General features: G+C 39.5%; 21 protein-coding genes, 1 tRNA gene and 1 pseudogene. 15 read left to right on the top strand and 8 right to left on the bottom strand.

What is annotated here, in order from left to right; genetic code table 11:
• The first annotated feature begins 1 nt into the window (after window position 1).
• Together HMPREF2963_RS03045 and HMPREF2963_RS03040 are read left to right on the top strand one after the other, a co-directional pair.
• Window positions 2-2,254, top strand: coding sequence for a heavy metal translocating P-type ATPase (locus tag HMPREF2963_RS03045; protein WP_070668585.1), 2,253 nt, complete (start codon window positions 2-4; stop codon window positions 2,252-2,254).
• A 14-nt stretch (window positions 2,255-2,268) separates the two neighbouring features.
• Complete coding sequence (locus HMPREF2963_RS03040; protein WP_006269262.1) at window positions 2,269-2,478, top strand: heavy-metal-associated domain-containing protein; 210 nt, start codon at window positions 2,269-2,271, stop codon at window positions 2,476-2,478.
• A 40-nt stretch (window positions 2,479-2,518) separates the two neighbouring features.
• Here HMPREF2963_RS03040 and HMPREF2963_RS03035 read toward each other — a convergent pair whose 3' ends face one another.
• Window positions 2,519-3,388 (bottom strand): RluA family pseudouridine synthase, encoded by an 870-nt coding sequence (locus tag HMPREF2963_RS03035; protein WP_070668582.1) that lies wholly within the window; start codon window positions 3,386-3,388, stop codon window positions 2,519-2,521.
• Window positions 3,389-3,525: 137 nt separating this feature from the next.
• On the opposite strand from HMPREF2963_RS03035, the gene pbp2a reads away from it, so the two are divergent.
• The 5 genes from pbp2a to HMPREF2963_RS03015 all read left to right on the top strand — a co-directional run bounded on the left by pbp2a (window position 3,526) and on the right by HMPREF2963_RS03015 (window position 7,807).
• Window positions 3,526-5,745: a penicillin-binding protein PBP2A gene (gene pbp2a / locus HMPREF2963_RS03030; protein ID WP_070668578.1), complete on the top strand. Its 2,220-nt coding sequence runs from the start codon at window positions 3,526-3,528 to the stop codon at window positions 5,743-5,745.
• Window positions 5,746-5,794: 49 nt separating this feature from the next.
• Complete coding sequence (gene rpmG / locus HMPREF2963_RS09000) at window positions 5,795-5,947, top strand: 50S ribosomal protein L33 (protein WP_020997544.1); 153 nt, start codon at window positions 5,795-5,797, stop codon at window positions 5,945-5,947.
• Between the two features lie 9 nt (window positions 5,948-5,956).
• The gene (gene secE / locus HMPREF2963_RS03025) at window positions 5,957-6,133 is read left to right on the top strand and encodes a preprotein translocase subunit SecE (protein WP_003071100.1); all 177 of its coding nucleotides are present in this window, start codon (window positions 5,957-5,959) and stop codon (window positions 6,131-6,133) included.
• A 144-nt stretch (window positions 6,134-6,277) separates the two neighbouring features.
• A complete protein-coding gene (gene nusG, locus HMPREF2963_RS03020; protein WP_003071098.1) occupies window positions 6,278-6,814 on the top strand; it encodes a transcription termination/antitermination protein NusG in 537 nt (178 codons plus the stop codon).
• A gap of 207 nt (window positions 6,815-7,021) precedes the next feature.
• On the top strand, window positions 7,022-7,807 hold the full coding sequence (locus HMPREF2963_RS03015; RefSeq protein ID WP_070668576.1) for a hypothetical protein: 786 nt from the start codon (window positions 7,022-7,024) through the stop codon (window positions 7,805-7,807).
• Between the two features lie 274 nt (window positions 7,808-8,081).
• Here HMPREF2963_RS03015 and HMPREF2963_RS03010 read toward each other — a convergent pair.
• Window positions 8,082-8,152, bottom strand: a tRNA-Cys gene (locus HMPREF2963_RS03010).
• 297 nt (window positions 8,153-8,449) lie between these two features.
• Between HMPREF2963_RS03010 and rpsB the strand changes: the two genes are divergently transcribed.
• On the top strand, window positions 8,450-9,232 hold the full coding sequence (gene rpsB, locus HMPREF2963_RS03005; protein WP_003071092.1) for a 30S ribosomal protein S2: 783 nt from the start codon (window positions 8,450-8,452) through the stop codon (window positions 9,230-9,232).
• Window positions 9,233-9,314: 82 nt separating this feature from the next.
• A complete protein-coding gene (gene tsf, locus HMPREF2963_RS03000) occupies window positions 9,315-10,358 on the top strand; it encodes a translation elongation factor Ts (RefSeq protein ID WP_070668573.1) in 1,044 nt (347 codons plus the stop codon).
• Between the two features lie 76 nt (window positions 10,359-10,434).
• Here the strand turns inward: tsf and HMPREF2963_RS02995 are convergent, their stop codons facing one another.
• Complete coding sequence (locus HMPREF2963_RS02995) at window positions 10,435-10,785, bottom strand: hypothetical protein (protein ID WP_003071086.1); 351 nt, start codon at window positions 10,783-10,785, stop codon at window positions 10,435-10,437.
• Between the two features lie 260 nt (window positions 10,786-11,045).
• Here HMPREF2963_RS02995 and HMPREF2963_RS02990 point away from each other — a divergent pair, with 260 nt between their 5' ends.
• Genes HMPREF2963_RS02990 through HMPREF2963_RS02980 form a run of 3 tightly spaced genes read left to right on the top strand, consistent with a single transcriptional unit; the run spans window position 11,046 to window position 14,427 of the window.
• Window positions 11,046-11,507, top strand: a complete 462-nt coding sequence (locus HMPREF2963_RS02990; RefSeq protein ID WP_006269722.1) for a CtsR family transcriptional regulator — start codon at window positions 11,046-11,048, stop codon at window positions 11,505-11,507.
• Window positions 11,508-11,510: 3 nt separating this feature from the next.
• Window positions 11,511-13,940: an ATP-dependent Clp protease ATP-binding subunit gene (locus HMPREF2963_RS02985; RefSeq protein WP_070668570.1), complete on the top strand. Its 2,430-nt coding sequence runs from the start codon at window positions 11,511-11,513 to the stop codon at window positions 13,938-13,940.
• Between the two features lie 46 nt (window positions 13,941-13,986).
• Entirely contained in the window at window positions 13,987-14,427 is a 441-nt protein-coding gene (locus HMPREF2963_RS02980; protein ID WP_049493818.1) for a GNAT family N-acetyltransferase, read from the top strand.
• A gap of 70 nt (window positions 14,428-14,497) precedes the next feature.
• Here HMPREF2963_RS02980 and dusB read toward each other — a convergent pair whose 3' ends face one another.
• The 4 genes from dusB to HMPREF2963_RS02960 all read right to left on the bottom strand — a co-directional run bounded on the left by dusB (window position 14,498) and on the right by HMPREF2963_RS02960 (window position 18,645).
• Window positions 14,498-15,469 carry a tRNA dihydrouridine synthase DusB gene (gene dusB, locus HMPREF2963_RS02975; protein WP_070668567.1) on the bottom strand — a complete coding sequence of 324 codons (972 nt, stop codon included), beginning with the start codon at window positions 15,467-15,469 and terminating at the stop codon, window positions 14,498-14,500.
• Window positions 15,456-16,328: an Hsp33 family molecular chaperone HslO gene (hslO, locus tag HMPREF2963_RS02970; RefSeq protein WP_070668564.1), complete on the bottom strand. Its 873-nt coding sequence runs from the start codon at window positions 16,326-16,328 to the stop codon at window positions 15,456-15,458. The genes dusB and hslO overlap by 14 nt, the downstream gene beginning before the upstream one ends.
• 208 nt (window positions 16,329-16,536) lie before the next feature.
• Window positions 16,537-17,808, bottom strand: a complete 1,272-nt coding sequence (locus tag HMPREF2963_RS02965) for a toxic anion resistance protein (protein WP_049493814.1) — start codon at window positions 17,806-17,808, stop codon at window positions 16,537-16,539.
• A gap of 18 nt (window positions 17,809-17,826) precedes the next feature.
• Window positions 17,827-18,645 (bottom strand): hypothetical protein, encoded by an 819-nt coding sequence (locus HMPREF2963_RS02960; RefSeq protein WP_006269727.1) that lies wholly within the window; start codon window positions 18,643-18,645, stop codon window positions 17,827-17,829.
• Between the two features lie 262 nt (window positions 18,646-18,907).
• Between HMPREF2963_RS02960 and HMPREF2963_RS02955 the strand changes: the two are divergent.
• Window positions 18,908-19,183, top strand: a pseudogene (locus HMPREF2963_RS02955) (alcohol dehydrogenase); the annotation flags it as partial.
• 156 nt (window positions 19,184-19,339) lie between these two features.
• On the top strand, window positions 19,340-19,897 hold the full coding sequence (locus tag HMPREF2963_RS02950) for a GNAT family N-acetyltransferase (protein WP_006269719.1): 558 nt from the start codon (window positions 19,340-19,342) through the stop codon (window positions 19,895-19,897).
• Between the two features lie 88 nt (window positions 19,898-19,985).
• On the opposite strand, the gene gshAB is transcribed toward HMPREF2963_RS02950, so the two are convergent.
• The gene (gene gshAB / locus HMPREF2963_RS02945; RefSeq protein WP_006269713.1) at window positions 19,986-22,238 is read right to left on the bottom strand and encodes a bifunctional glutamate--cysteine ligase GshA/glutathione synthetase GshB; all 2,253 of its coding nucleotides are present in this window, start codon (window positions 22,236-22,238) and stop codon (window positions 19,986-19,988) included.
• Between the two features lie 289 nt (window positions 22,239-22,527).
• On the opposite strand from gshAB, the gene HMPREF2963_RS02940 reads away from it, so the two are divergent.
• Window positions 22,528-23,820 (top strand): adenylosuccinate synthase, encoded by a 1,293-nt coding sequence (locus tag HMPREF2963_RS02940; RefSeq protein ID WP_070668561.1) that lies wholly within the window; start codon window positions 22,528-22,530, stop codon window positions 23,818-23,820.
• The last annotated feature ends 150 nt before the right edge of the window (window positions 23,821-23,970 follow it).

The following is a 23,970-nucleotide window of genomic DNA, read 5'->3' as shown; positions in this document are numbered from 1 at the left end:
AATGGAAAATGATAAAAAAGAGTATAAATTGTCTGGAATGACTTGTGCAGCCTGCGCGATGACTATTGAAATGGTAGTCAAAGAACTTCCAACAGTAAAAGAAGCTACTGTGAACTTGGCAACGGAAAAATTGACAGTTTTTCCAAAAGAAGGATTTGCAAGTGAGCAAGTCTTAGAGGCTGTGAAAGAAGCTGGCTACCAAGCGGCAGAAAAAGGAGAACAAAAGCAGTCTGATTATGCAAAACAGGTCGCAGAAAAGAAAGAAAATGTACGTCATATGGCACGCCGGATTTGGTTTGCGGTAGGAGCAACTGTGCCACTTCTTTATATTTCAATGGGGAGCATGATTGGTTTGCCGTTTCCTTCCTTTTTGGATCACACGGTGCATCCCATTGCTTTTGTATCGGCGCAGCTTTTCCTTACTTTACCGGCTATTTGGGTAGGCTGGGGCTTTTATGTGCGTGGCTTTCGGAATTTGGCGAAACGGCATCCGAATATGGATAGTTTGATTGCTGTAGGAACGAGTGCAGCCTTTCTTTATAGTTTGTACTCGGTCGTTCAAGTGTTATTTGGGCATCATACTTTTGTACACCAATTGTATTTTGAATCAGTTGGTGTGATTATCACTCTTGTTTTACTGGGGAAATATCTGGAAGACAATGCCAAAGGACGAACCTCACAAGCGATTCAAAGTTTGATGAGCTTAGTACCCAATCAGGCAACTGTGATCCGTTATGGCGAAGTCGTAACAATTGATACGGAAGACATCAAGGTGGGAGACATTGTGCGAATTAAGCCGGGAGAACGCATGCCGGTTGACGGTGTGGTTATATCTGGACAAACCTATGTAGATGAGTCTATGATGACAGGTGAAAGTGTTCCTGTTGAAAAAAATGCCGGAGATGTGATTACGAGTGCCACTATAAATCAAACGGGTTCTATTGATTATAAAGCAACCAAAGTCAGTTCAGACACGACTTTAGCTCAGATTGTTCATTTGGTAGAGGAAGCGCAAGGGTCAAAAGCGCCTATTGCGGCTATGGCAGATAAAATCTCGCTTTACTTTGTGCCACTTGTCTTAGGCTTGGCAGTTTTAGCAGCTCTGTTGTGGTACTTTCTGGCGGGAGAGAGTTTGCAATTCTCACTTTCTATCTTTATTGCGGTGTTGGTCATTGCTTGTCCTTGTGCGCTTGGCTTAGCTACTCCGACGGCTATTATGGTAGGTACGGGAAAAGGAGCTGAAAATGGTGTCTTGATTAAGTCTGGGGAAGCTCTTGAAGCGGCTCATTTGGTAGATGTTATTGTTCTAGATAAAACAGGTACGATTACAGAAGGAAAGCCCAGTTTGACTGATGTACTGACTTTTAGCACTATTTCGCGAGAGGCTTTACTTAGTTTGGTAGCAAGTAGTGAGCAACATTCAGAGCATCCGCTAGCAATTGCCGTTTTGCAAGCAGCTCAAGCAGAAGACTTATCTTTGGCGCCGGTAACAGATTTTCAAGCGATTTCAGGTAAAGGAATTATAGCCCAAGTAGAAGCGCAAGAAGTGTTGATTGGGAATGAAAGTCTGATGAGACAATACCAAATTGAGCTTGGAGAACATATTTCTGATTTGATTTTCTTATCACATCAAGGAAAGACAGCTATGTTTGTCGCTTTGGATAGGCAATTGGTTGGGCTGGTAGCAGTCGCTGACCAAATCAAAAAAAATAGTCGTGAAGCTATTGCAAAATTGCAAAAAATGGGCTTAGAAGTGGTGATGTTGACAGGGGATCGTGAGGAAACAGCTCAAGCCATTGCAAGAGAAGCTGGTGTCGATCAAGTGATTGCAGAAGTATTTCCAGACGGCAAAGCAGATGTCGTAAGAACTTTGCAAACTCAAGGAAAGAAAGTTGCTATGGTGGGTGACGGGATTAATGATGCACCTGCTCTTGTACAGGCCGAAGTTGGGATTGCCATTGGTTCTGGAACCGATGTGGCTATTGATTCAGCCGACATTGTCTTGATGCATAGCGACCTTTTAGACGTGGTGACAGCCATTCGACTTAGTCAAGCCACGATTAAAAATATCAAAGAAAATCTTTTCTGGGCCTTTGCCTACAATACTCTAGGAATACCGGTCTCAATGGGACTCTTGCATGTATTTGGCGGTCCGCTGCTTAATCCTATGTTAGCTGGTCTTGCCATGAGCTTTAGCTCGGTTTCTGTCGTCACCAATGCGCTACGTTTGCGGCGTTTTAAAATAAAATCATAAAAGGAGAATTCATCATGAAACAAATCATCACTTTAGAAAATATATCTTGTCAAAATTGCGTAAAACACGTCACTGAGCACTTTCTGAAAATGGAAGGTGTATCGGATGTTCAAATTGATTTAGACACAAAGGTTGCTACTGTAACCACGGATCACATTTACAGCGCAGAAGACTACCAAGCAGCACTTGCTAAAACAATTTATAAAGTTGTTGATGTTGCATAATTAAAAACGGACAGGCAAATATACTGACGCCTGTCCGTTTTTAGTTTTCTTTCTTTAATCCCTCTTCAAAACTTTCGGAAAAGGCTTCAATACTTAGTTTTTCAAGTGTAAAAGGATGTGTGAACGTTAAGCGATGAGCATGGAGCATGAGACGCTCTGTATTTTGCGAATTGTACAGTGGATCACCAATGATAGGATATCCGTGATGAGCTAGATGTACCCGAATTTGATGAGTTCGTCCAGTTTTAAGCTGGCACTTGATGAGGGTATTGTTTCCAATCTCTTTGAGCTTGGTGACCTGTGTTTCAGCGTATTGACCGTTCTTGTGATCCACCAGACGTTTTCTGCGATCATGACGATTGCGCCCGATTTTATCCGTATAGATTTGATGTTTTTTTTGGAAAGTTCCTTGTACCAAAGCCCAATATTCGCGAGAAATTTCTTTGTTTTCTAGCAATCGATTTAAGATTGGCAGGATAAATGGATTTTTAGCAAAAAGGACAGCCCCACTAGTTTCCTTGTCCAAGCGATGAACGACATAGCACGTACTTCCAACATAAGCAGAGACATGATTTAAAAGCGCCAGCTCTGTCGGTTCATTGGCATGTGTTTTCATACCTTCAGGTTTATTGACAATGATGATGTGTTCATCTTGATATAATTCTTCCACAAGATCAGCCTTGCCCATTAAAATAGACTTTTCCGGATAATCTTCTTCGTCAAAAATCAATGTAATTTTATCATGTGGGTGGACAATGCTCTGCCAGGTAATCTGTTTTTGATTGACGAAGACATGTTTTTTGATACGCAAAAAATGGCGAATCTTCCGTGGAATCAGAAACTGTTCTTCCAGCAGTTCTTTGACTGTCATCTCTGGCAGACCTTGTGGAATCGTAATTGTAAAATGCATGATTTTATTGTAACAAAATAGTAGATGATTGCAAATAGTCAGCTAACTCTTGAACAATTTCTTAAAGTTTTCTAAACGAAACGCTTGATAAGAGGTCCTTTCTTGTCTGGATATGGAGAAGGTGATAGAATAGGGATATGAAAAAATTGAGTGAATTATTTGAAATAGTAGTAAATCATTTTAAAAAGGACAGTCCTGAGCGCAACCATCAAGAGGTGACAGAGGTGGAAGAAAGCGAATCACATTTGAGTCGTTCTGGGAAAAGCCGAAAAAAGCCAATTTCTCAGCATCCATTTCGTCGATTTTGGCGTCGCTATCACCTGACGAAGATTGTTTTGATTCTGGGACTTGGTTTTGGTTTGGTGACAGGGGGCTATCTCTTTTATGTTGCCAAATCCACTAATGTGAATGATTTACAGAATGCGTTGAAAGCAACGACATCAATTTATGATAAGGACGGAAAAAAAGCGGGCAGCTTGTCAGGGCAAAAGGGAACTTACGTAGAATTGTCCAAAATTAGTCCGAACTTACAACATGCCGTCATTGCGACAGAAGACCGTTCCTTTTATAAAAATAGTGGTATTAACTACGGTCGTTTTATTCTAGCAATTTTAACGGCTGGGCGTTCTGGTGGTGGTTCTACCATTACACAACAATTAGCTAAAAATGCTTACTTATCTCAGGATCAGACCATTGAGCGGAAGGCAAAAGAGTTTTTCCTAGCTTTAGAATTAACTAAAAAATATAGTAAAAAGCAGATTCTCACTATGTACCTCAATAATTCTTATTTTGGAAATGGTGTTTGGGGTGTAGAAGATGCCTCTAAAAAGTACTTCGGCGTATCTGCCAGTCAGTTGACCCTCGACCAATCTGCTACTTTAGCAGGAATGCTCAAAGGACCGGAACTATATAATCCGCTTGCTTCTATAAAAAACGCAACGAATCGACGCAATACCGTTTTACAAAATATGGTAGCAGCAGGTTATATCAATCAAAATACTGCAAACCAAGCAGCAGCAAATGGTTTAGGTAGTCAATTGGTAGATGCTTATACAGGAAAATCGGCAGATTATCGTTATCCGTCTTACTTTGATGCGGTTATCAATGAAGCAGTACGTGATTATGGCTTGACAGAAGCTGATATTGTCAATAACGGCTATCGCATTTACACAGAGCTAGATCAAAATTACCAAGCTAGCATGCAAGTTATCTATGATCGTAAAGATTTATTTCCACAAGCAGCAGATGGTACGAGGGCCCAATCTGGCAGCGTAGCACTAGACCCTAAAACGGGAGGAGTTCGTGCGCTTGTTGGGCAAATCAATAGTACGAGTGCCAATTTCAGAAGTTTTAATTATGCTACACAATCCGCAAGAAGTCCTGGCTCCACTATTAAGCCATTAGCAGTTTACAGTCCCGCAGTTGATGCAGGTTGGTCTATCAATAAAGAATTGGATAATAGTACAACAACGTATGGAAATTATACCGTGAATAACTATGCTGGGATTCAAACCAGTCCGACTGTACCAATGTATCAGGCTTTAGCACAATCCTTAAATATTCCCGCAGTTGCGGCTGCCAATGAATTGGGGCTGAAAAAGGTTTTTGAATATGGTAAAAAATTTGGCCTGAATATGGATAAAGTGAATCAGACCCTTGGGGTAGCTCTTGGTAGTGGCGTAACAACTAATCCACTGCAAATGGCACAAGCTTATTCTACTTTTGCAAATAATGGGGTTATGAATGATGCGCATTTGATTACCAAAATTGAAAATGCTAGTGGGCAAGTCGTTAAAACTCATAAATCCACCTCGACTCGAGTACTCAACCGCTCAACAACAGAAAAAATGACGAGTATGATGCTGGGAACATTTACCAATGGTACTGGTGTGTATGCAGCACCTTATGGCTATACTATGGCTGGAAAGACGGGAACGACAGAAACTAACTTTAATCCAGATTTATCAGGAGACCAATGGGTTATTGGTTACACGCCGGATGTGGTTATCAGTCAGTGGTTAGGTTTTCCAAAGACAGATGAAAATCATTATCTGACAGGCACAAGTGCCAATGAAGCTTCAGCTATTTTCCGAAGTGTGGCAAATAGTATCTTACCGTATACAAAGGGTACGAAGTTCGGTGATGAAAATGCCTATGCAAAAAATGGTATTGCACCGGTTGATACGAGTGGTACAAATAACACTACGAATCAAAGTGACAATCGTTCAGATGTCTTGAAAGATGTGCAGGATAAAGCTAAGAACTTGGTTGACCAAGCTAAAAAAGCAATTGATGATGCTAAAATTCCTGAAAAAGCGAAAAATCTTTGGGATACAGTCAAGAGTTGGTTCCAATAGACTTGTCAAAAACGGGCTTTCCTGATATAATAAATAGAATGGAGGCGTTATGGCACTAAAAAGAGCAAGTCTGGCGTGCACGGTTTGTGGATCGAGAAACTATTCAATTAAATTGAGTAGTACGCCAAAACCAAAACGTCTGGAAGTAAATAAGTATTGTAAACATTGCAGTAAATATACGATTCATAAAGAAACTAGATAGGAGAAAGTTGTGAAATTCATCAGAGATACATTTCAAGTGTTAAAAGATACAACTTGGCCAACTAGAAAGCAAAGCTGGATAGATTTTATCTCAGTCATGGAATACACCGCTTTCTTTGTTGTTATTATTTATCTTTTCGATCTCTTTGTTACAAGAGGTTTAGTACGATTGTTAAATATCTTTTAATTTTTAACCTGCTTGCTATTTGTCAAGTAGGTTTTTATTGTAAAAAATAGCAGTTAAAAGGTTGCATTGGCTATTTTTATGGTATAATAGGGCTAGAAAGAAACCGAAGCCCACAGGCTTTTTTATTTAGGAAAGGAAGAACTCATGGACAGTTTTGATAAAGGCTGGTTTGTTCTGCAAACCTACTCGGGTTATGAAAATAAAGTAAAAGAAAATCTTTTGCAACGTGCGCAAACCTACAATATGTTGGAAAACATTTTGCGCGTGGAAATCCCAACACAAACGGTACAAGTAGAGAAAAATGGAAAAACGAAAGAAGTTGAAGAAAATCGTTTTCCAGGTTATGTCTTGGTAGAAATGGTGATGACAGATGAAGCGTGGTTTGTCGTACGGAACACACCAAACGTAACCGGTTTTGTCGGTTCACACGGAAATCGCTCTAAACCAACTCCGCTTTTGGAAGAAGAAATCCGCCAAATTTTGATTTCAATGGGACAAACCGTTCAAGAATTCGATATTCATGTGAAAGTTGGCGATACTGTGCGTATCATTGATGGAGCTTTTGCAGATTATACAGGTAAAATCACCGAAATTGACAACAACAAAGTTAAAATGATTATCTCTATGTTTGGCAATGACACGGTTGCAGAAGTAAATCTGAATCAAATTGCAGAGCTATAATTCCTTGAAAAACATAAAAAGGGTTGGGAAAAATTTCCAGCTCTTTTTATATGCTATTTTAGCTTACTTGCAAGTTTTGATATTCTCGCTAAGAGCTTATGCTCTTGATAATGATAGATTTCTAGTTGTTGAAAACGAATACAGAATTCTTTGAAAATGTTATAATAAGGATTGATAGAACAAAAAAATCATCTTTAAGGAGAAGTTATGAAGACTATTTTTGAAAATCAAGAAGTCAAATTGAACCGTAAAAATGGAAGTACGGTCATTGTTAGAAATGATGGTTTTTCTTATCTAGATGCAAAAAGTGAAAAGAAAAATCTGAATATTTCATTTGATAAAGTTTCTACTATCTTGTCACTTCGTTATTGTAACTCTAATTCAAGTTATAATCTCATTTTTCGAGATAAGAATGGAAAGAATATGGCTGAATTTGATACAGATACCACCATTTACAATAATGGCCATAACATTTTAGAAACGAAAGCAATCCTACTGGCTTTTGCAGCAAGTAAACTTACAAAAGATTTCCCAAATAACCTAAGGGTTCTTGATATAACATTGGCTTTTAGCATGAAAGAAAAAGAAATCCGTATTGCCAGTGGTATCATTTATGGCTCAAAGCATAAAATTAGTATTGAAGATATTCGTAGAGTACAATGTGTAACAAATGGTACGATTTCAAATCTTGCACTGTACAAAAGTGATAAAAAGACATTTTGGGATATGCCTGATATGAAGGTTCCTTGTAATGAAATTACTTTACCTTTATTTGAAGCGATTGTTACTAAAAATACAGGGAAGGGAATAGATTTCAGTCGTGGAAACGGTTTTGATCAAAAGACTTCTGAATTTATGATTATTCGTTACATGGATGCTAACTTTTTTGTCAATAGTGATGGAACTCTTGATAAAGAATGGCAAAAACAAATCTATGATAGAATGAGTGCATACAAATATGACCTTGCAACTTTATTAGAATGGGTATTGTAGATTGAGAGTATAATTTTTACATATAAGTTGCTTTGTAGAGATAGAAAAAGGGAATAAAATGAACTGTAGTCAGCTATTACAGTAAGCAATCCGTACAGAATTACGTGAATAAAATAGAAGCGGTCAGCGATGTCCGCTTTTTATGTATAAACAAAATAAAGTGTTACCAAATAGATAGCCTCAAATTTATTCCCAGATTAGTTTCAAAGTAAAACAAAAAGCCTGTGAAATCAGGCTTTTTGTTCGGTTGATTCCTGACAGGTCAGGTATTGAAAGGCGGTAGACGGATTTGAACCGACGATCAAGCTTTTGCAGAGCCGTGCCTTACCACTTGGCTATACCGCCACAACTTTTACTATTTTATCGTAAAAAATCATTTTCGTCAAGAGTGTAGATTTGTTTCTATCGGTAAAATTGTAGCGCTTCATCATCTAAGATTAAACTATAGAATAAACGGATGGAGATTGAGAAGACTATAAAAAAGAAGAATACCTCTTGTAAAATAGAAGAACTTTTGATATGATAGTAGATGTCGTGTAATCGGCAAATACTCATTTCAGATGAATTGTGAAATTGTTGCCTACGGGTGATTTTGCAAGTTGAAATCTGAAAGAGGAAAAAAACAAAAAGGAGATCTTACTCATGGCAGTAATTTCAATGAAACAACTTCTTGAGGCTGGTGTGCACTTTGGTCACCAAACTCGTCGCTGGAACCCTAAGATGGCGAAATACATCTTTACAGAACGTAACGGTATCCACGTAATTGACCTTCAGCAAACTGTAAAATTTGCAGATCAAGCATACGACTTTATGCGCGATGCTGCTGCTAACGATGCGGTTATCTTGTTTGTTGGTACGAAAAAGCAAGCTGCTGATGCTGTAAAAGATGAAGCAGAACGTGCAGGTCAATACTACATCAACCACCGTTGGTTGGGTGGAACTCTCACTAACTGGGAAACGATCCAAAAACGTGTTGCTCGTTTGAAAGAAATCAAACGCATGGAAGAAGACGGAATTTTTGACGTGCTTCCTAAGAAAGAAGTCGCTCTTCTTAATAAACAACGCGCTCGTCTTGAAAAATTCTTGGGTGGTATCGAAGAAATGCCTCGCATCCCAGACGTAATGTACGTTGTTGATCCACATAAAGAACAAATCGCTGTAAAAGAAGCTAAGAAGCTTGGTATTCCAGTGGTTGCGATGGTCGACACGAATACAGATCCAGATGACATTGATGTGATTATTCCAGCAAATGATGATGCTATCCGCGCTGTTAAATTAATCACTGCGAAAATGGCTGATGCGATTATCGAGGGGCGTCAAGGTGAAGATAACGTTGAATCAGTAGAAGCAGAATTAGCTGCAACTGATACACAAGCTGATTCTATTGAAGAAATCGTTGAAGTTGTTGAAGGCTCAAACGAATAATCAAGTAACGAACCTATGGGGCGGGGCCTAGCCCTCCCCTTTTTATTCAATCAAATCGTAATATCTTAATTGGAGGATCAAAATGGCAGAAATTACAGCTAAGCTTGTAAAAGAATTGCGTGAAAAATCTGGTGCTGGTGTCATGGATGCTAAAAAAGCACTTGTAGAAGTAGATGGCGATATCGAAAAAGCAATCGAATTGCTTCGTGAAAAAGGTATGGCAAAAGCTGCTAAAAAAGCAGATCGTGTTGCTGCTGAAGGATTGACTGGTGTTTATGTGAATGGCAATATCGCTGCTATCGTTGAAGTGAATTCAGAAACAGATTTTGTAGCAAAAAATGCTCAATTTGTTGAATTGGTAAACGAAACGGCTAAAGTGATTGCAGAAGGCAAACCAGCGAATAATGAAGAAGCACTTGCTTTGATAATGCCTTCAGGAGAAACGCTTGAAGCTGCTTATGTTAGTGCAACTGCTACAATTGGAGAAAAAATTTCATTCCGTCGTTTTGCAGTTGTTGAAAAAGCAGGTGATCAAGTATTTGGTGCATACCAACACAATGGTGGACGTATCGGAGTTATTACTGTTCTTTCAGGTAGTGACGAAGATCTTGCAAAACATGTAGCAATGCATGTTGCTGCTATGAAACCTTCCGTTCTTTCATACAAAGAATTGAGCGAAGAATTTATCCATGATGAATTGGCTCAAATGAACCATAAAATTGACCAAGACAATGAAAGCCGTGCAATGGTTGGTAAACCAGCACTTCCACACTACAAATTTGGTTCTAAACTTCAATTGACAGATGAAGTGATTGCACAAGCTGAAGAAGATATTAAAGCAGGTCTTGCGGCTGAAGGTAAGCCAGAAAAAATCTGGGACAAAATCATCCCTGGTAAGATGGATCGCTTTATGTTAGATAACACAAAAGTTGACCAACAATATACACTCTTAGCCCAAATTTATATTATGGATGACAGCAAAACTGTTGAAGCATTCCTTGAAAGTCAAGGGGCTACAATCGCTAGCTTTACACGTTTTGAAGTAGGTGACGGTATTGAAAAAGCTGCCAATGATTTTGAATCAGAAGTAGCTGCTACAATGGCTGCTGCACTTGGACAAAACTAAGTTAATCAATTATGTAAATGGCAAACAAAAGGTTAGAGAACAGATGAAGTTCTCTAACCTTTTTTAGCTGCGGTTACTATTTTACAATTCGTTTCGTGAATCCTTTGTGTGAAATGACTAAGTCTACAAAGATTAAAACAACTAAGGAGATAAGTAAATAAGTAATTTCAGAGTAGGTGAAAGCAATTCGATAAGTTTGTGTAAAAAGAATAGCAAAAACACTGGTAACAACGATGGCTAAATCAATTGTCCATTTTGTTTTAGGTTTTATTGAAGACGGTTCAAATAAAAACGGGGCAAATAAACAGGCGACTAATGTGGCGACTTGAACATCTACATAGTCAGCAGAAATAATTGTAAAAAAGAATAAAGTTGAAAACAACCAAACCAGTATATGACGTGTATATTTGAACCAATCCATTTTCATTCATTTGGCCTCCTTTTATTGATATCGTCAAATTTTCATCTATATTATAACGCTTTAAAATTAAAAGGCAAGCGTTTACACTTGAATTGTTGCTGATAGATAAGCTTTTTCACTTGCTTGAATAATCAGACTTTTCAGTTTTTCATTTAACTCTTTTTCTTTTAAAAAGAGAAGAATTTCGGTATAATATTAGTCAAAGATAGTCAATGTCAGTTGTGGGTAGTTGTTTATAGACTGAGACCAAAAAGAAAGGAGTTGTCATGAGTAATAAAAATACATCAGATAATATTGAAGAATATATTAAAGCTCTTTTGGCACAGGCAGGGATTGCGGAGCTGAAGCGAAGTGAGATTGCAGATGTTTTTCAGGTTGTTCCTAGCCAGATAAATTATGTAATAAAGACGCGCTTTACGGAGAGTCGTGGCTATGTTGTTGAAAGTAAGCGTGGTGGAGGAGGCTATATTCGGATTGGTCGAATTGAATTTTCCAATCACCATGAGTTGCTTTGTGATTTGTTGCATAGCGTTGGTGAGCAGATTAGCCATCAGGTCTTTACAGATATTATTCAGCTGTTATTTGATGAACAGATCATGACAGAACGAGAAGGGAATCTTCTTTTAGCAACGACAACAGACAGGGTATTGGGGACAAATGCTGCACAGATTCGTGCGCGGATGTTAAAGAAAATTTTACAGCAAGTTGATAGAAAAGGGAAAAACTAATATATGAAACATTCAAAAGCTTTGACAGAAAGTATTGAATCAGCACAGCTATTAGCAAGTCATTTTGAAACGGATTATTTAGAGTCTTGGCAGCTGTTGATTGCTATGGCAAATAATCCTTATAGTGTTGCTGGTTCAGTTTTAAATGATTATCCACTTGAAATTGATGATTTTGAAAAGGCGGCTTTTCATATCACGGGGAAAGTCTATCAACAAGAGGGAGCTTTTACTATTTGGCCGTTTTCTTATCGCATGAAAGTGTTATTTTTGACTGCTGAACAAATTGCAGAGGCGGTTCATGCCAAGAACCTTGGGACAGAGCATGTGTTGCTAGCTATGTTATTTGACCGAGGAAGTTTGGCAGCGCGTATTCTTGAATTTATTGGTTTTAGTTACGAAGATAAAGAAGGTGCTCTACGCATGACAGATCTTCGGAAAAATTTAGAGCATAAGGCAAGCTGGAATAAAGAGGATTTAAAGGCGATTCGTCACCTAAATAAAAATGCTGCAGCAACAAGACAAACGATGGCTAATATGATGGGAATGCCTCCTGCAACCAGTGGCGGACTAGAAGATTATACTCGTGATCTAACTGAAATGGCTCATATGGGCCTTTTAGAACCGGTCATTGGGCGGGATAAAGAGATTTCTCGCATGCTTCAGATTTTAAGTCGCAAGACGAAAAATAATCCAGTTTTGGTAGGAGATGCAGGAGTTGGGAAGACAGCATTAGCCCTTGGTTTGGCGCAACGTGTGGCAGCTGGTCAAGTTCCAAATGAGCTTGCAAAGATGAGAGTTTTAGAGCTAGATTTAATGAATGTGGTGGCTGGAACTCGTTTTCGTGGTGATTTTGAGGAACGGATGAACAATATTATCAATGATATTGAAGCAGATGGACATGTCATTCTTTTCATTGATGAGCTTCATACTATTATGGGGTCGGGTAGCGGGATTGACTCGACATTAGATGCAGCGAACATTCTCAAGCCAGCTTTGGCCAGAGGGACACTCAGAACGGTCGGCGCAACGACACAAGAAGAGTACCAGAAATATATTGAAAAGGACGCAGCTCTTTCACGGCGCTTTGCTAAGGTTGCTATTGAAGAGCCAACAGTAGCTGATAGTATTGCGATTTTACAAGGGCTAAAGAAAACTTATGAAGATCACCACAAGGTCGTGATTACGGATTCGGCCATTGAGACGGCTGTTAAGTATGCTCATCGTTATCTAACAAGCAAACATCTACCGGATTCGGCCATTGATTTGCTAGATGAAGCCGCTGCAACAGTACAAAATAAAGGTCCGCAAAATCACGTAAAAGCAGAATTAAGTGCAGCAGACGAGGCTTTAATGGCAGGCAATTGGAACAAAGTTAGTACGTTGTTGGAGAAAGAGAGTCAGCCGATTGTCTATAAATTAAGGGTGAAAGACGAGGATGTTTTGGCAACGCTCAGCAGTTTATCAGGTATTCCCGTGCAAAAGTTGACGCAAACAGATGCGAAGAAATACCTCAATTTAGAAAAGGAACTGCACAAGCGGGTCATTGGGCAAAATGAAGCAATTTCTGCTATTAGTCGAGCGATTCGGCGCAATCAATCCGGTATCCGCACTAGCAAGCGTCCAATTGGCTCCTTTATGTTCTTAGGGCCAACCGGGGTCGGAAAAACTGAGCTAGCTAAGGCTTTGGCAGAAGTTCTCTTTGATGACGAAACAGCACTGATTCGTTTTGATATGAGTGAATACATGGAAAAATTTGCTGCCAGTCGCCTCAATGGAGCGCCTCCAGGTTATGTTGGTTATGAAGAAGGGGGCGAATTGACTGAAAAAGTTCGCAATCGTCCGTACTCTGTGCTCCTCTTTGATGAGGTAGAAAAAGCTCATCCTGATATTTTCAATGTGCTTCTCCAAGTCTTAGATGACGGGGTGCTGACAGACAGCAAGGGGCGTAAGGTGGATTTTTCCAATACCATTATCATTATGACCAGCAATCTTGGTGCGACAAGTTTGCGGGACGACAAGACGGTTGGTTTTGGAGCAAGAGATGTTCGTTTTGATCATGAAAATATGGAAAAACGAATGATGGAAGAGCTAAAGAAAGCTTATCGTCCAGAATTTATTAACCGAATTGATGAAAAGGTTGTTTTTCACAGTTTGACTAGCGAAGACATGCAGGAAGTGGTGAAAATTATGGTGCAACCGCTCATTTCTAGTCTTGCAGAAAAAGGAATTAAACTCAAATTCCAGCCGAGTGCTTTGAAGCTTCTAGCTCAAGAGGGCTATGATCCTGAAATGGGAGCTCGTCCATTGCGTCGAATTCTACAAACTCGGGTGGAAGACCATTTATCAGAATTACTTTTAGTAGGTGAGCTAAAAACGGGACAAAGCTTGAAAGTCGGTGTCAAGGCTGGAAAATTGAAGTTTGAAGTGCTCTGAGTTTTTATTCGAAGCATTCATCAGGGAATAGATAAGGTATTTTAATATGGATATTCGTGAAATGGTAGAAGCAGATTACGACCAAGTTTACCAATTATGGCTGTCATGTGCAGGTATGGGCTTAAATCATTTGGATGATTCTAAGGAGGGGATTGCACAGTTTCTAAAAAGGAACCCTCAAACTTGTCTGGTAGCAGTAGAAAATCAAATAATTATTGGAGCGATTTTAGTTGGCTTTGATGGTCGAAGGGCGTATATCTATCATACAGCTGTTCATCCGAATTACCGTAGGAGAGGGATTGCTCGACAGTTGGTTGAAACAGTTTTAACTGTCTTAGATGAGTTGAAAATTCATAAGGTTGCCTTGGTTGTCTTTAAAAGGAATGCAGAAGGAAACAAGTTTTGGGAGAAATTAGGATTCTCTGTTCGAGAAGATCTCATTTACCGCAATCAACCAAGGACTGAAATGGTTCGGCTGGATACCTAGTAGAAATGACTAATAAAAAACATCAACCATTTAGGAATAATTTCCCAGATGATTGGTGTTTTTTTAATGTTTAAACTTGTAGCAATTCTTCAATTTCTGCAAGACTGTTGGCTTGGGAAATAGCGCTGCGGAGTTTGGCAGCACCAGCTGTTCCGCGGAGGTAATGAGGTGCTAAGCCACGAAATTCTCGAACAGCGATATGCTCGCCCTTGAGGTCAATTAGACGTTTCAAATGATCGTAAGCGACTTGCATTTTATCCTCAAAGCTGAGATCAGGCAGGATTTCTCCTGTTTCAAAATAGTGGTTAATTTGATGAAAGAGATACGGATTGCCCATAGCAGCACGCCCGATCATGACTGCATCTGCCCCCACTTCTTCTATACGCTGTTGAGCATCTTGAACAGTACGAATATCGCCATTGGCAATAAAAGGAATCTTGGTTAAGGCTTGCGCAACATTGTGGAGGGTTTCAAGATCAGCGTGCCCAGTGTACATTTGTTCGCGTGTACGACCGTGCATAGCAAGAGCCGCCACACCAGCAGCTTCAGCTGCAAGAGCATTTTCCACAGCTAGTGAGGCATCTGCCCAACCAGTACGCATTTTCACGGTTAACGGAATATCTAGAACAGAACGAACTTTATTGATAATGGAATAGATTTTTTCTGGATCTTTGAGCCATTTTGCTCCAGCTTCGTTTTTGACAATTTTATTGACGGGACAGCCCATATTAATATCCACAATATCTGTTTGGGTATTTTCTTGGATAAATTCGGCAGCGCGCGCCAAACTATCTTCGTCACTCCCAAACAACTGAATGGAAACGGGATGTTCTTCTTCGTCAATATGCAACATATGGAGTGTCTTTTTGTTATTGTATTGAATGCCTTTGTCTGAGACCATTTCCATGACGACAAGACCTGCACCCAGCTCTTTTGCAATCGTCCGAAAAGCTGAATTGGTGACGCCTGCCATGGGAGCAAGAACAGTCCGGTTGGGAATTTTTACATCACCAATCAAAAAAGTGGTATTAAGATTTGTCACGAATGAGTTCCTCCAAGTCTTTTTCGTCAAAATGATATGTACTTTGGCAGAATTGGCAAGTGATTTCAGCACCGTGGTCTTCATCTCGCATTTCTCCAAGATCTGACTTAGGTAGACTTGAGAGGGCATTTAAAAACCGTTCTTTGCTGCAATCACATTGGAAGCGGAGCTCTTCTTCTGACAAGCGTTTGTAGGGATCGTTGCCATAGATAGCTGAAAGCAAGGCTTCAATATGGTTTTCAGATTCCAAAAGTGTTGAGATAGCAGGCATTTCTTGGATTCGTTTTTCAAAGCGGGTGATTTCTTCTTCTTTGGCACCAGGGAGAACTTGCAAGAGAAATCCGCCAGCAACCTTGACCTTGTCGTTGGTATCTAGTAGAACGTTTAAGCCAACGGCTGAAGGAGTCTGTTGACTTTCTGTTAGATAGAATGCAAGGTCTTCTCCAATCTCACCAGAAACGAGTGGAGTCATAGAATGATAAGGATTTCCAGTTCCATAATCCGTAATAACGAGAAATTCGCCATTTCCAACGAATGGTCCAACCAACACTTCACCTGTTGCAGTTTTTTTAATGTCCACACCGGAATTTTGCACATAGCCTTTGACAGTACCTTTTGTATCTGCGACGGTGATAATCGCACCGAGAGAGCTTGTCCCTAGTACTTTAACGGTGATTTTTGTATCTCCTTTTTCGTTTGCGGCAAGGATTTGACTGGCAATGAGTGTGCGACCTAACGCTACGGTTGAGCTAGCAAGGGTCTGGTGTTTTTCCTGAGCTGTTCGAACAGTTTCGGTACTATCTAGTACATAAGCTCGGAAAGCTCCGTTTTCTGAAATAGTTTTAATAATCTTATCCATACCTTTTATTGTAACATAAAAAAGAAAAGGGAGCGGGACAAAAATCAGTATTTCGTAAGAAAGTGATTTTGTTGTCCTGCCCCACATAATTGACGAGGTTGGTCATTATTTACATGGCAAAGAGTTAGTGCTATATACTGTTACTTTGTTTGGATGAAACAGCATACCACAAGAGTTTATTTTTGTCTTACTTCCATGTTTCAGCCCGTTATTTCTCACTTGTAGTCGGTTCATCCACTTCTTTTTGGATTTCTTTTCCCTGATCTAGCAAAGCTTGGATAATTTTTTGGTCGCGTAGTTTAACAGAGTCATTAATGGTTTCAGCGGATTTGATTACAGTTGCTTCAAGGAGAGCGCGTTTTTCCCGTCCTTTATCAATGGCAGAGATGATTCCTTGGTTTTGAGCGACTAAGCTTTCAGCTAATTTGGTGACGGATTCGACAGCGATTGTTGGATTTTGGGAAATCCTCTCCATTTGTGGAATGACTTCTTTGCTGGTTTCAGCTAGCATTTGCAGCGCTGCATTGTTGGCATTAGAAATAGCGTCTGCTACTTGACCAGATTTCATTGATTGCTGCAGGATTCCTAGTTGAGCGATAGAGAGCTTCATAGTCGGAATGGTATTGCGACGGAGCATGCCAAGTTTTTGGCGCATATCAGAAGATACTTTTACGAGATTACGCATTTGCGGGGTAGTGGCCCAAGCGACATATAGACGGCTGATGTATTCTGTATGTTGTTGTTCTAATGTATTAACAACCTCAGTTAAGCGAGCCAATTCTTGTGATTTGGTTTGGTAATCGAGAGTGGCAGTATCTAATTGTGCCACCTCATTTTGAAGAGTCGAGGCACGCGCACCAGCTTCTTTTTGAGTGGCTTCGATAAAGGAAATGACACCGACTAGATTTTCAATGGATTTGGTGTTGTCTTCAATTAACATTTCGGCAGAAACGATATTGCGTGCGAGCAGATCTTCTTGCTTGACGACAGTGGCAGCCATACTATCCATTTTTTGTTCAATATTTTGTGAATCAAAATAGAACTCTTGCAAGGTGTTCTTACTTTGTTTAAAGAGTTTTTCTAAAAAATTTGGCTTTTTATCTAGTTCTGCAATTTGAGTATCCTTATATTTAGCAACAAAACCATTTAACTCTTTGTTGGTGTTTTTTAACAATTCATCTACTTGTGGGATTTGAAGTTTCTTTTGTTCGGCTAAAATGCGATTAACAGTATTATTAACTTCTTCGACTGCAGCCTGCCCAAAATCTAAAAGAGTATTTTGATCGGAAATAAAGTTATCTACCAGCTGAGGGGCTTTTGCTATGATCGCATCTTGTTGTTCAGGAGTTAATTTCTCCAAAAAGTTCATCTGTCCGTTTGCTTGTGTTTCGGTTGATTCGATGATTTCAGTAGTTCTGTCTGTTTTAGAAATGGCATTATTAGCGATTTTGTCGATGTCAAAGTTAAATTCTTGGCTCATAAGGTCTCCTTTTGATGGTTATAGTTCGGTATTGGGTTCTTTTTTACTTAAAATCCTCAAGCTGATATCAAAATCTCGTAGATCTGCTTCATTGAGTTGACGGAGTGTTTCATCCAAGTCTAAATCAAACTGCTCAATAGCTGCTTTGGCGCTAGAAAGTCGTTCTTCTGCATTATAAAAATCTTTCGGTGAAGTCTTGATTTTTAGGTAGCCTTCCAAAATATCCTCATAATGCTCCATTTGAGACTGATGGATCGCAGTTAATTCTTCCTTGTTGTTGCTTTCTGACTGAGAAATTTTCTTGAGAATCGCTTCGTGGTCGATTTGAATATTGTGAATAGTTTCAAGTAATTCAGGTGCTAATTCCTCCAAGTTTGATTTTAAACTTTCGGAAGTTTGAGCGCGAAGATTGTGTAGTTGCTCATGGATATCGGTTGTTACATTTTGCACTTTCCGTTGAATTCGCTGGTAAATTTCAGGCGAGATATATTTTTTTAAGGTGTCAGCTCGGCCTTGAATATAACTCAATTGAGGCAAGAGCTGATCAGCTAATTGTTGGTAATTTGCATAAGATTTTTCTTTCAGATAATTGTCCAGCTGTTTGATTCGACTATCTGCAGCTCTGATTTCCTGTTTCAAATCTTCAATTTGCTGACTGGCGCTGGGCTCTGTGATTTTTTTCGGTTTATGAGTTGCATAGTAGTAAATTCCGTAGCCTATGCCGATGGAAAGAAGGATTGGAATGAGGTACTGTATAATAATACCAACTGCGATAAGAATAAGTAGTATACCGATCCATCTTCTAGAACGTACATTGTTATAATTTCTTCTGGGCATAAATTATCTAATCCTGTTTCTTCTGAAATTTCTAAGTCTATTTTAGCATAAAAATGTATAAAAGACGGTACTGAATGATATGTTTAATAAAAAGTTTAGTTGAGTATAAGCAGAGGCTAGCAAGATTTTTCAAAAAATTCTTGACTTCGAGTTGACTCTAAGGTATATAACGAAAATATAACTGTTTCATCTTTTTAATAGAGAAAGGGGAAATAAGATGAAGGCAGCAGTATTTGTGAAGCTGGGGAGAATGGAAGTATAGGAAGTTGCGCGTCCAGGTGCTATTGTCGGACGAGTCGGCGTACCTCATACAGGAGACATCAATATTGGTGACTATTGGATGGTTAACTTGGCAATGGCTGGCGGACCAGCTTCTTGCACCACTTATGACAAAGAAGTCTTGCTAAAAGCAGTTCTAGACGGTCAAATCAATCCTGGAAAAGTGTTCACTCAATCTTACAAATTGGACGAGATTGACCAAGCCTACAAAGACATGGCTGACAGAAAAACGATTAAAGCTATGATTGTGATGGAGTAAGAGCGGTTCCTATTTTTGCAATTCAATCTCAATTTAATGAGCGGTCGACGACATTGTCTCGATCACTTTTTTATCGTTTGCATTTTTGCCCCAAAGTTCTCAAATATCTTAATTTTTGGTAAAATAAAAGAAAAATGGGTTAGAAAGAGGAAAGCGATGTCCTTAACTAGTCAAATTATTACAGCCGAATTTCCGGATTTAGAAAAAGTAGAACAACTCAATACAGAAGCCTTTCCTGAGGAGGAGCGTGCACCGCTATCCGAGTTGCTACGCTATGGAGATGGGGAATATTCTCATTTTTTTGCCTTTTATGATGGCAATGAATTTGTCGGTTTTGCCTTTTCAGTTTACAATGAAAGAGCCTTTTATATCAGCTTTTTTGCGATTATGCCTCATTTGCGTAGTCATGGTTATGGCGGGAAGATTATTGATAAGTTGGTGGATTTTTATCAAAGAACCATGGTTTTAGAAGTAGAACGTCTGGATGAGCCTTGTGATAATCTAGAACAACGAAAAGCTCGAATGGATTTCTACAAGCGAAACGGTTTTTGCTCTTCGCACGCCTATTTAGAATACGATGGGTTGAGTTTTGAAATCCTTTATAAAGGAGCGTTTTTTGATGAGGAAGCCTATCGGGACATTTTCAAAAAGATTCAAGAAGATGGCTATTTTGAATTTGAAATCAAACATGGTCATGGAAGAGACTGGGAGTAAGCTGCGAAGCATTATCAAACCGTTCTATTTTTATCCGAAAGTTATATATAAAAACGAGCTGTTTTGCTCGTTTTTTGTGGTATAAAGATTAATAGATTTCTGGGAAAAGTTTCGCTAAAATGTTAGGCGTAATGCTTTGACCGGGTCCTTCTGTACAATAGGTGTGCATATACATGGATGGGTTAAAATTAAGCTCAATGCAAGTACAGTTGGGCTCTTTTTTGCTGGCTGGCAATGTGCTATCTGGGATAATGAGATCTACACCGCAGACCCAAGCTCCTATAGCAGTTGCCATTTCTGCTGCTAGTTTCTTGTAGGAAGGATGCATAGCTTCAGTCATATCTATTGAATCTCCGCCAGTAGAAATATTAGAATTGCGACGGAGAAAAACTTGACCTCCTTTTGGTAAGATATCGTCTGCTTTATAACCTTGCTGTTCTAGCATGAGTAGCTCGATCTCTCCTAGTTTGATTCTTTCCAAAGGAGAGCGGTGATCTCGACCGCGCAGGGGATTGGTATTTTTCGTAGCGACCAACTCTCGAATAGTGTGCTGACCGTCTCCTCTAACGTTTGCCGGCAAACGTAGGAGCACCGCCTCACATTTGCCATCTAGGACGAAAAAGCGGTACTCGGTTCCTGCGATAAATTCCTCAACAAGAACAGAGCTGTCTTCTGAAAAGGCAATTTCCAATGCTTTTTGGTAACTATCTAGATTGGTAGGTTCTTGAAAAATAGAAATTCCTAAACCGAAGTTAGTGGATTTAGGCTTGATGACAATCGATTTGTCCTTGATCAAAGAATAGTAAGCTATACCTTCTTCTAGAGTGGAAAATTCGGCTCCAGCAGGAACAGGAAAACCAGCAGCAGATAAAATTTTCTTGGTTACCGTCTTATTTGCCATGGCTAAAGGGACAATGTAGTTATCTTTAGAAGTCATATTGCCATTTTTGACATACTCGATATGATCTTTATGTTGAAGCTTTAAAAACTGGTCACTTTCGTCTAAGATTTCTACTTGCACTCCTTTTTGAATAGCATCAAAGAGGAGCATTTGAGTGGAGAGTTCCATATTTTCATAGCCTTTCAGCGCATAATGTGCATGCCAAGCGTAGTTGTGGTATTCCTTGGCTTTTTCTAAACCAAAGGCTTCTAAGGACTGGTTTCGAAGATAAGGCAAGAGCTGAGCGGCAAGGGTCAGGTTGGGATCAGCTACTGCATTTCTTGCATGTTGAAGCAAGTTTTGATAGTAGGGACTTAGTTCAAAATGATGAATAACAGCTTGCATGGATTCAAGAAGTAAGTCGGTATCAGCTTCAACTGGTAGCGGAGCCAGAGGGTGGCTAAGAGCGATTTGCTCATTTAGAGCATGGGCTTGATTTAGAAGTTCATCAGGTTCTGCTATATCATCGAGCCAGAGCAAGGCAAGCAAAAAGAGATGAACCGTGTCCATTGTCTCCTGACTGATTCCCAGCACCTCAAAAGGATCAAGGTCAAAGCAGCGGAATTCTAAATAGGTGATTCCTTTTTCTAAGTAAAGTCGATTTTCTTTTTGCCCACGGAAACGAACAGGCATGTAGCATTCTTTCTCAGCAATTAAATCACCTTGTGCTACGTATTTCTCTATATCGCTCACATAAGATTCTAGTGAGGCATAAGAGATATGAATCTTTTGATCATTGACATAACCAAGATCACTATTGCGGATAGAGCGAACAGGCTGAGAAATCTCCCTGGTCAAGAATCCTTCCTCAGCAATTGGTGCTGCCCCGTATAAATAAGTCAGAAACCAGCGAAAACGTAAAAAGTTTCGAGCCAATTTGAGATAGAGGTCATTTTTAAACAGACGAATATTCTTGTAATCACTGACCTTGAAAAGAGCTTGGATCAAGTCTGGTCCCAACTCCATGTTGTAGTGAATGCCTGAGATAGCTTGTAGTGTTTTTCCATATTTTTTCGCCAACCCCTCTCGATAATAGCGCTCAAAATCATTTTCTAAATGAGCGATTTGAATTTCTGCTGGCGATAATTTGGGGGGCATAGAGAGTGGCCAAATCACTTCGTTTTTGGGAATGGTTCGTCCAGCCACATCAGTAATTGCAGCAAGAAAACGCCTTGCTTCTTTTGTAGAAGGAGCAATTGGAGTGATGAGTTCTAACTGCTGCTCGCTAAAATCTGTCTGAATCGTTGGATGAAAATTGCGACTGCCAAATGCTTTTGGATGAGAAGTTTGTGCTAATTTCCCGTTTTGATTGACACGCAAGCCCTCTCTTTCCAATCCGAAAGTGGCTTGTAGAATAGGAGCATCTACTGCTATTTTTTCTAACAAATGATTGATGTTCATGGTAAATCCCTGTTTGTTTTCTAATACTTTTAGTCTATTATAAAAATGCTTAGAAGACAAATTTCTACTACGTTTTCCGAACTTTTTTAAAAGAAAATGATCATAATTTTAGATAAGATACAGATTTTACAAAGGCGGGATGTTCAAACTTCGTCATTTACAAATAACAATGGCGGTCTTATCTTGAAAAAAGAAGGAATTTTTCTTATAATAAAGTATAAGATATAATTGCAGGTGAGACTCCTGCCATGTAGACAAGAAAGGACGAGCACTTAGCTCAGACAAGATTATGACATCAGTTGTTGTTGTAGGGACCCAGTGGGGAGATGAAGGGAAAGGAAAGATTACAGATTTCCTTTCAGCCAATGCCGAAGTCATTGCCCGTTATCAAGGCGGAGATAATGCGGGTCATACCATTGTAATTGGCGGTAAAAAGTATAAATTGCACTTGATTCCTTCAGGTATTTTCTTCCCAGATAAAATTTCTGTTATCGGGAATGGAATGGTGGTTAATCCAAAATCTTTGGTACATGAATTGACTTATTTGCACGAAGAAGGTGTTACGACGGATAATCTTCGGATTTCAGATCGTGCTCATGTTATCCTACCTTATCATATTGAATTAGATCGCTTACAAGAAGAAGCAAAAGGTGATAACAAAATCGGGACGACTATTAAGGGAATTGGACCAGCTTACATGGACAAAGCTGCTCGTGTGGGAATTCGAATTGCTGATCTTTTGGATAAGGATATTTTCAGAGAGCGTTTGCAAAGGAATTTGGCTGAGAAGAATCGTCTTTTTGAAAAACTCTATGACAGCGCAGCTATCAGATTTGACGATATGTTTGAGGAATACTATGCATATGGTCAGCAAATTAAACAATACGTGACAGATACTTCTGTTATCTTGAACGATGCTCTTGATCAAGGCAAACGTGTCCTTTTTGAGGGGGCGCAGGGAGTGATGCTAGATATCGATCAAGGTACTTATCCATTTGTTACCTCTTCCAATCCTGTTGCAGGTGGTGTGACGATTGGTTCGGGAGTAGGACCAAGTAAAATCGACAAAGTTGTCGGAGTTTGTAAAGCTTACACCAGTCGTGTTGGTGATGGACCATTTCCAACAGAATTGTTTGATGAAGTAGGCAGCCACATTCGTGAAGTTGGCCATGAATATGGAACTACAACAGGACGTCCTCGCCGTGTTGGTTGGTTTGACTCAGTTGTGATGCGCCATAGCCGCCGTGTATCTGGAATTACCAATCTTTCTCTCAATTCGATTGATGTTTTGACGGGACTTGATACGGTTAAAATCTGTGTCGCTTATGATTTAGATGGTGAGCGCATTGATCATTATCCAGCTAGTTTGGATCAGCTCAAACGGTGCAAGCCAATCTATGAAGAATTGCCGGGGTGGTCAGAAGATATTACAGGTGTTCGCAGTTTAGAAGAGTTGCCAGAGAATGCTCGCAACTATGTCCGCCGTGTCAGTGAATTGGTCGGTGTTCGTATTTCTACTTTCTCTGTCGGTCCTGGTCGTGAACAGACAAACATCCTGGAAAGTGTTTGGTCAAGTTTGTAATAGAAGTAGACAAAGCGGGTTTCGGCTCGCTTTTTATTGACGTAATAAAAAAGTTTAAAGAATGATTCTCTCTTAAGTTAATTTTAAGCTGGCTGGGTTATACTAAAATCATCAGATGAAGACCTCCTAACTTTATTTGATAGAAATCCT

The sequence above is a fragment of the Streptococcus sp. HMSC067A03 genome, from assembly GCF_001814295.1.
Taxonomy (GTDB): Bacteria; Bacillota; Bacilli; order Lactobacillales; family Streptococcaceae; genus Streptococcus; species Streptococcus constellatus.
The sequence above is the reverse complement of the archived record's forward strand: the minus strand, read 5'-3'. Positions and strand labels throughout refer to the sequence as shown.

Excerpts from the sequence above, each read along its gene's own strand:
- HMPREF2963_RS02995 (WP_003071086.1), bottom strand. The coding sequence starts at position 10,785 with ATGAAAATGGATTGGTTCAAATATACACGTCATATACTGGTTTGGTTG.
- nusG (WP_003071098.1), top strand. The coding sequence starts at position 6,278 with ATGGACAGTTTTGATAAAGGCTGGTTTGTTCTGCAAACCTACTCGGGT.
- gshAB (WP_006269713.1), bottom strand. The coding sequence starts at position 22,238 with ATGAACATCAATCATTTGTTAGAAAAAATAGCAGTAGATGCTCCTATT.
- HMPREF2963_RS02965 (WP_049493814.1), bottom strand. The coding sequence starts at position 17,808 with ATGAGCCAAGAATTTAACTTTGACATCGACAAAATCGCTAATAATGCC.
- HMPREF2963_RS02980 (WP_049493818.1), top strand. The coding sequence starts at position 13,987 with ATGGATATTCGTGAAATGGTAGAAGCAGATTACGACCAAGTTTACCAA.
- tsf (WP_070668573.1), top strand. The coding sequence starts at position 9,315 with ATGGCAGAAATTACAGCTAAGCTTGTAAAAGAATTGCGTGAAAAATCT.
- HMPREF2963_RS03045 (WP_070668585.1), top strand. The coding sequence starts at position 2 with ATGGAAAATGATAAAAAAGAGTATAAATTGTCTGGAATGACTTGTGCA.
- pbp2a (WP_070668578.1), top strand. The coding sequence starts at position 3,526 with ATGAAAAAATTGAGTGAATTATTTGAAATAGTAGTAAATCATTTTAAA.
- HMPREF2963_RS02990 (WP_006269722.1), top strand. The coding sequence starts at position 11,046 with ATGAGTAATAAAAATACATCAGATAATATTGAAGAATATATTAAAGCT.
- HMPREF2963_RS02985 (WP_070668570.1), top strand. The coding sequence starts at position 11,511 with ATGAAACATTCAAAAGCTTTGACAGAAAGTATTGAATCAGCACAGCTA.
- HMPREF2963_RS03040 (WP_006269262.1), top strand. The coding sequence starts at position 2,269 with ATGAAACAAATCATCACTTTAGAAAATATATCTTGTCAAAATTGCGTA.
- rpsB (WP_003071092.1), top strand. The coding sequence starts at position 8,450 with ATGGCAGTAATTTCAATGAAACAACTTCTTGAGGCTGGTGTGCACTTT.
- hslO (WP_070668564.1), bottom strand. The coding sequence starts at position 16,328 with ATGGATAAGATTATTAAAACTATTTCAGAAAACGGAGCTTTCCGAGCT.
- HMPREF2963_RS03015 (WP_070668576.1), top strand. The coding sequence starts at position 7,022 with ATGAAGACTATTTTTGAAAATCAAGAAGTCAAATTGAACCGTAAAAAT.
- HMPREF2963_RS02950 (WP_006269719.1), top strand. The coding sequence starts at position 19,340 with ATGTCCTTAACTAGTCAAATTATTACAGCCGAATTTCCGGATTTAGAA.
- rpmG (WP_020997544.1), top strand. The coding sequence starts at position 5,795 with ATGGCACTAAAAAGAGCAAGTCTGGCGTGCACGGTTTGTGGATCGAGA.
- HMPREF2963_RS02940 (WP_070668561.1), top strand. The coding sequence starts at position 22,528 with ATGACATCAGTTGTTGTTGTAGGGACCCAGTGGGGAGATGAAGGGAAA.
- HMPREF2963_RS03035 (WP_070668582.1), bottom strand. The coding sequence starts at position 3,388 with ATGCATTTTACAATTACGATTCCACAAGGTCTGCCAGAGATGACAGTC.
- HMPREF2963_RS02960 (WP_006269727.1), bottom strand. The coding sequence starts at position 18,645 with ATGCCCAGAAGAAATTATAACAATGTACGTTCTAGAAGATGGATCGGT.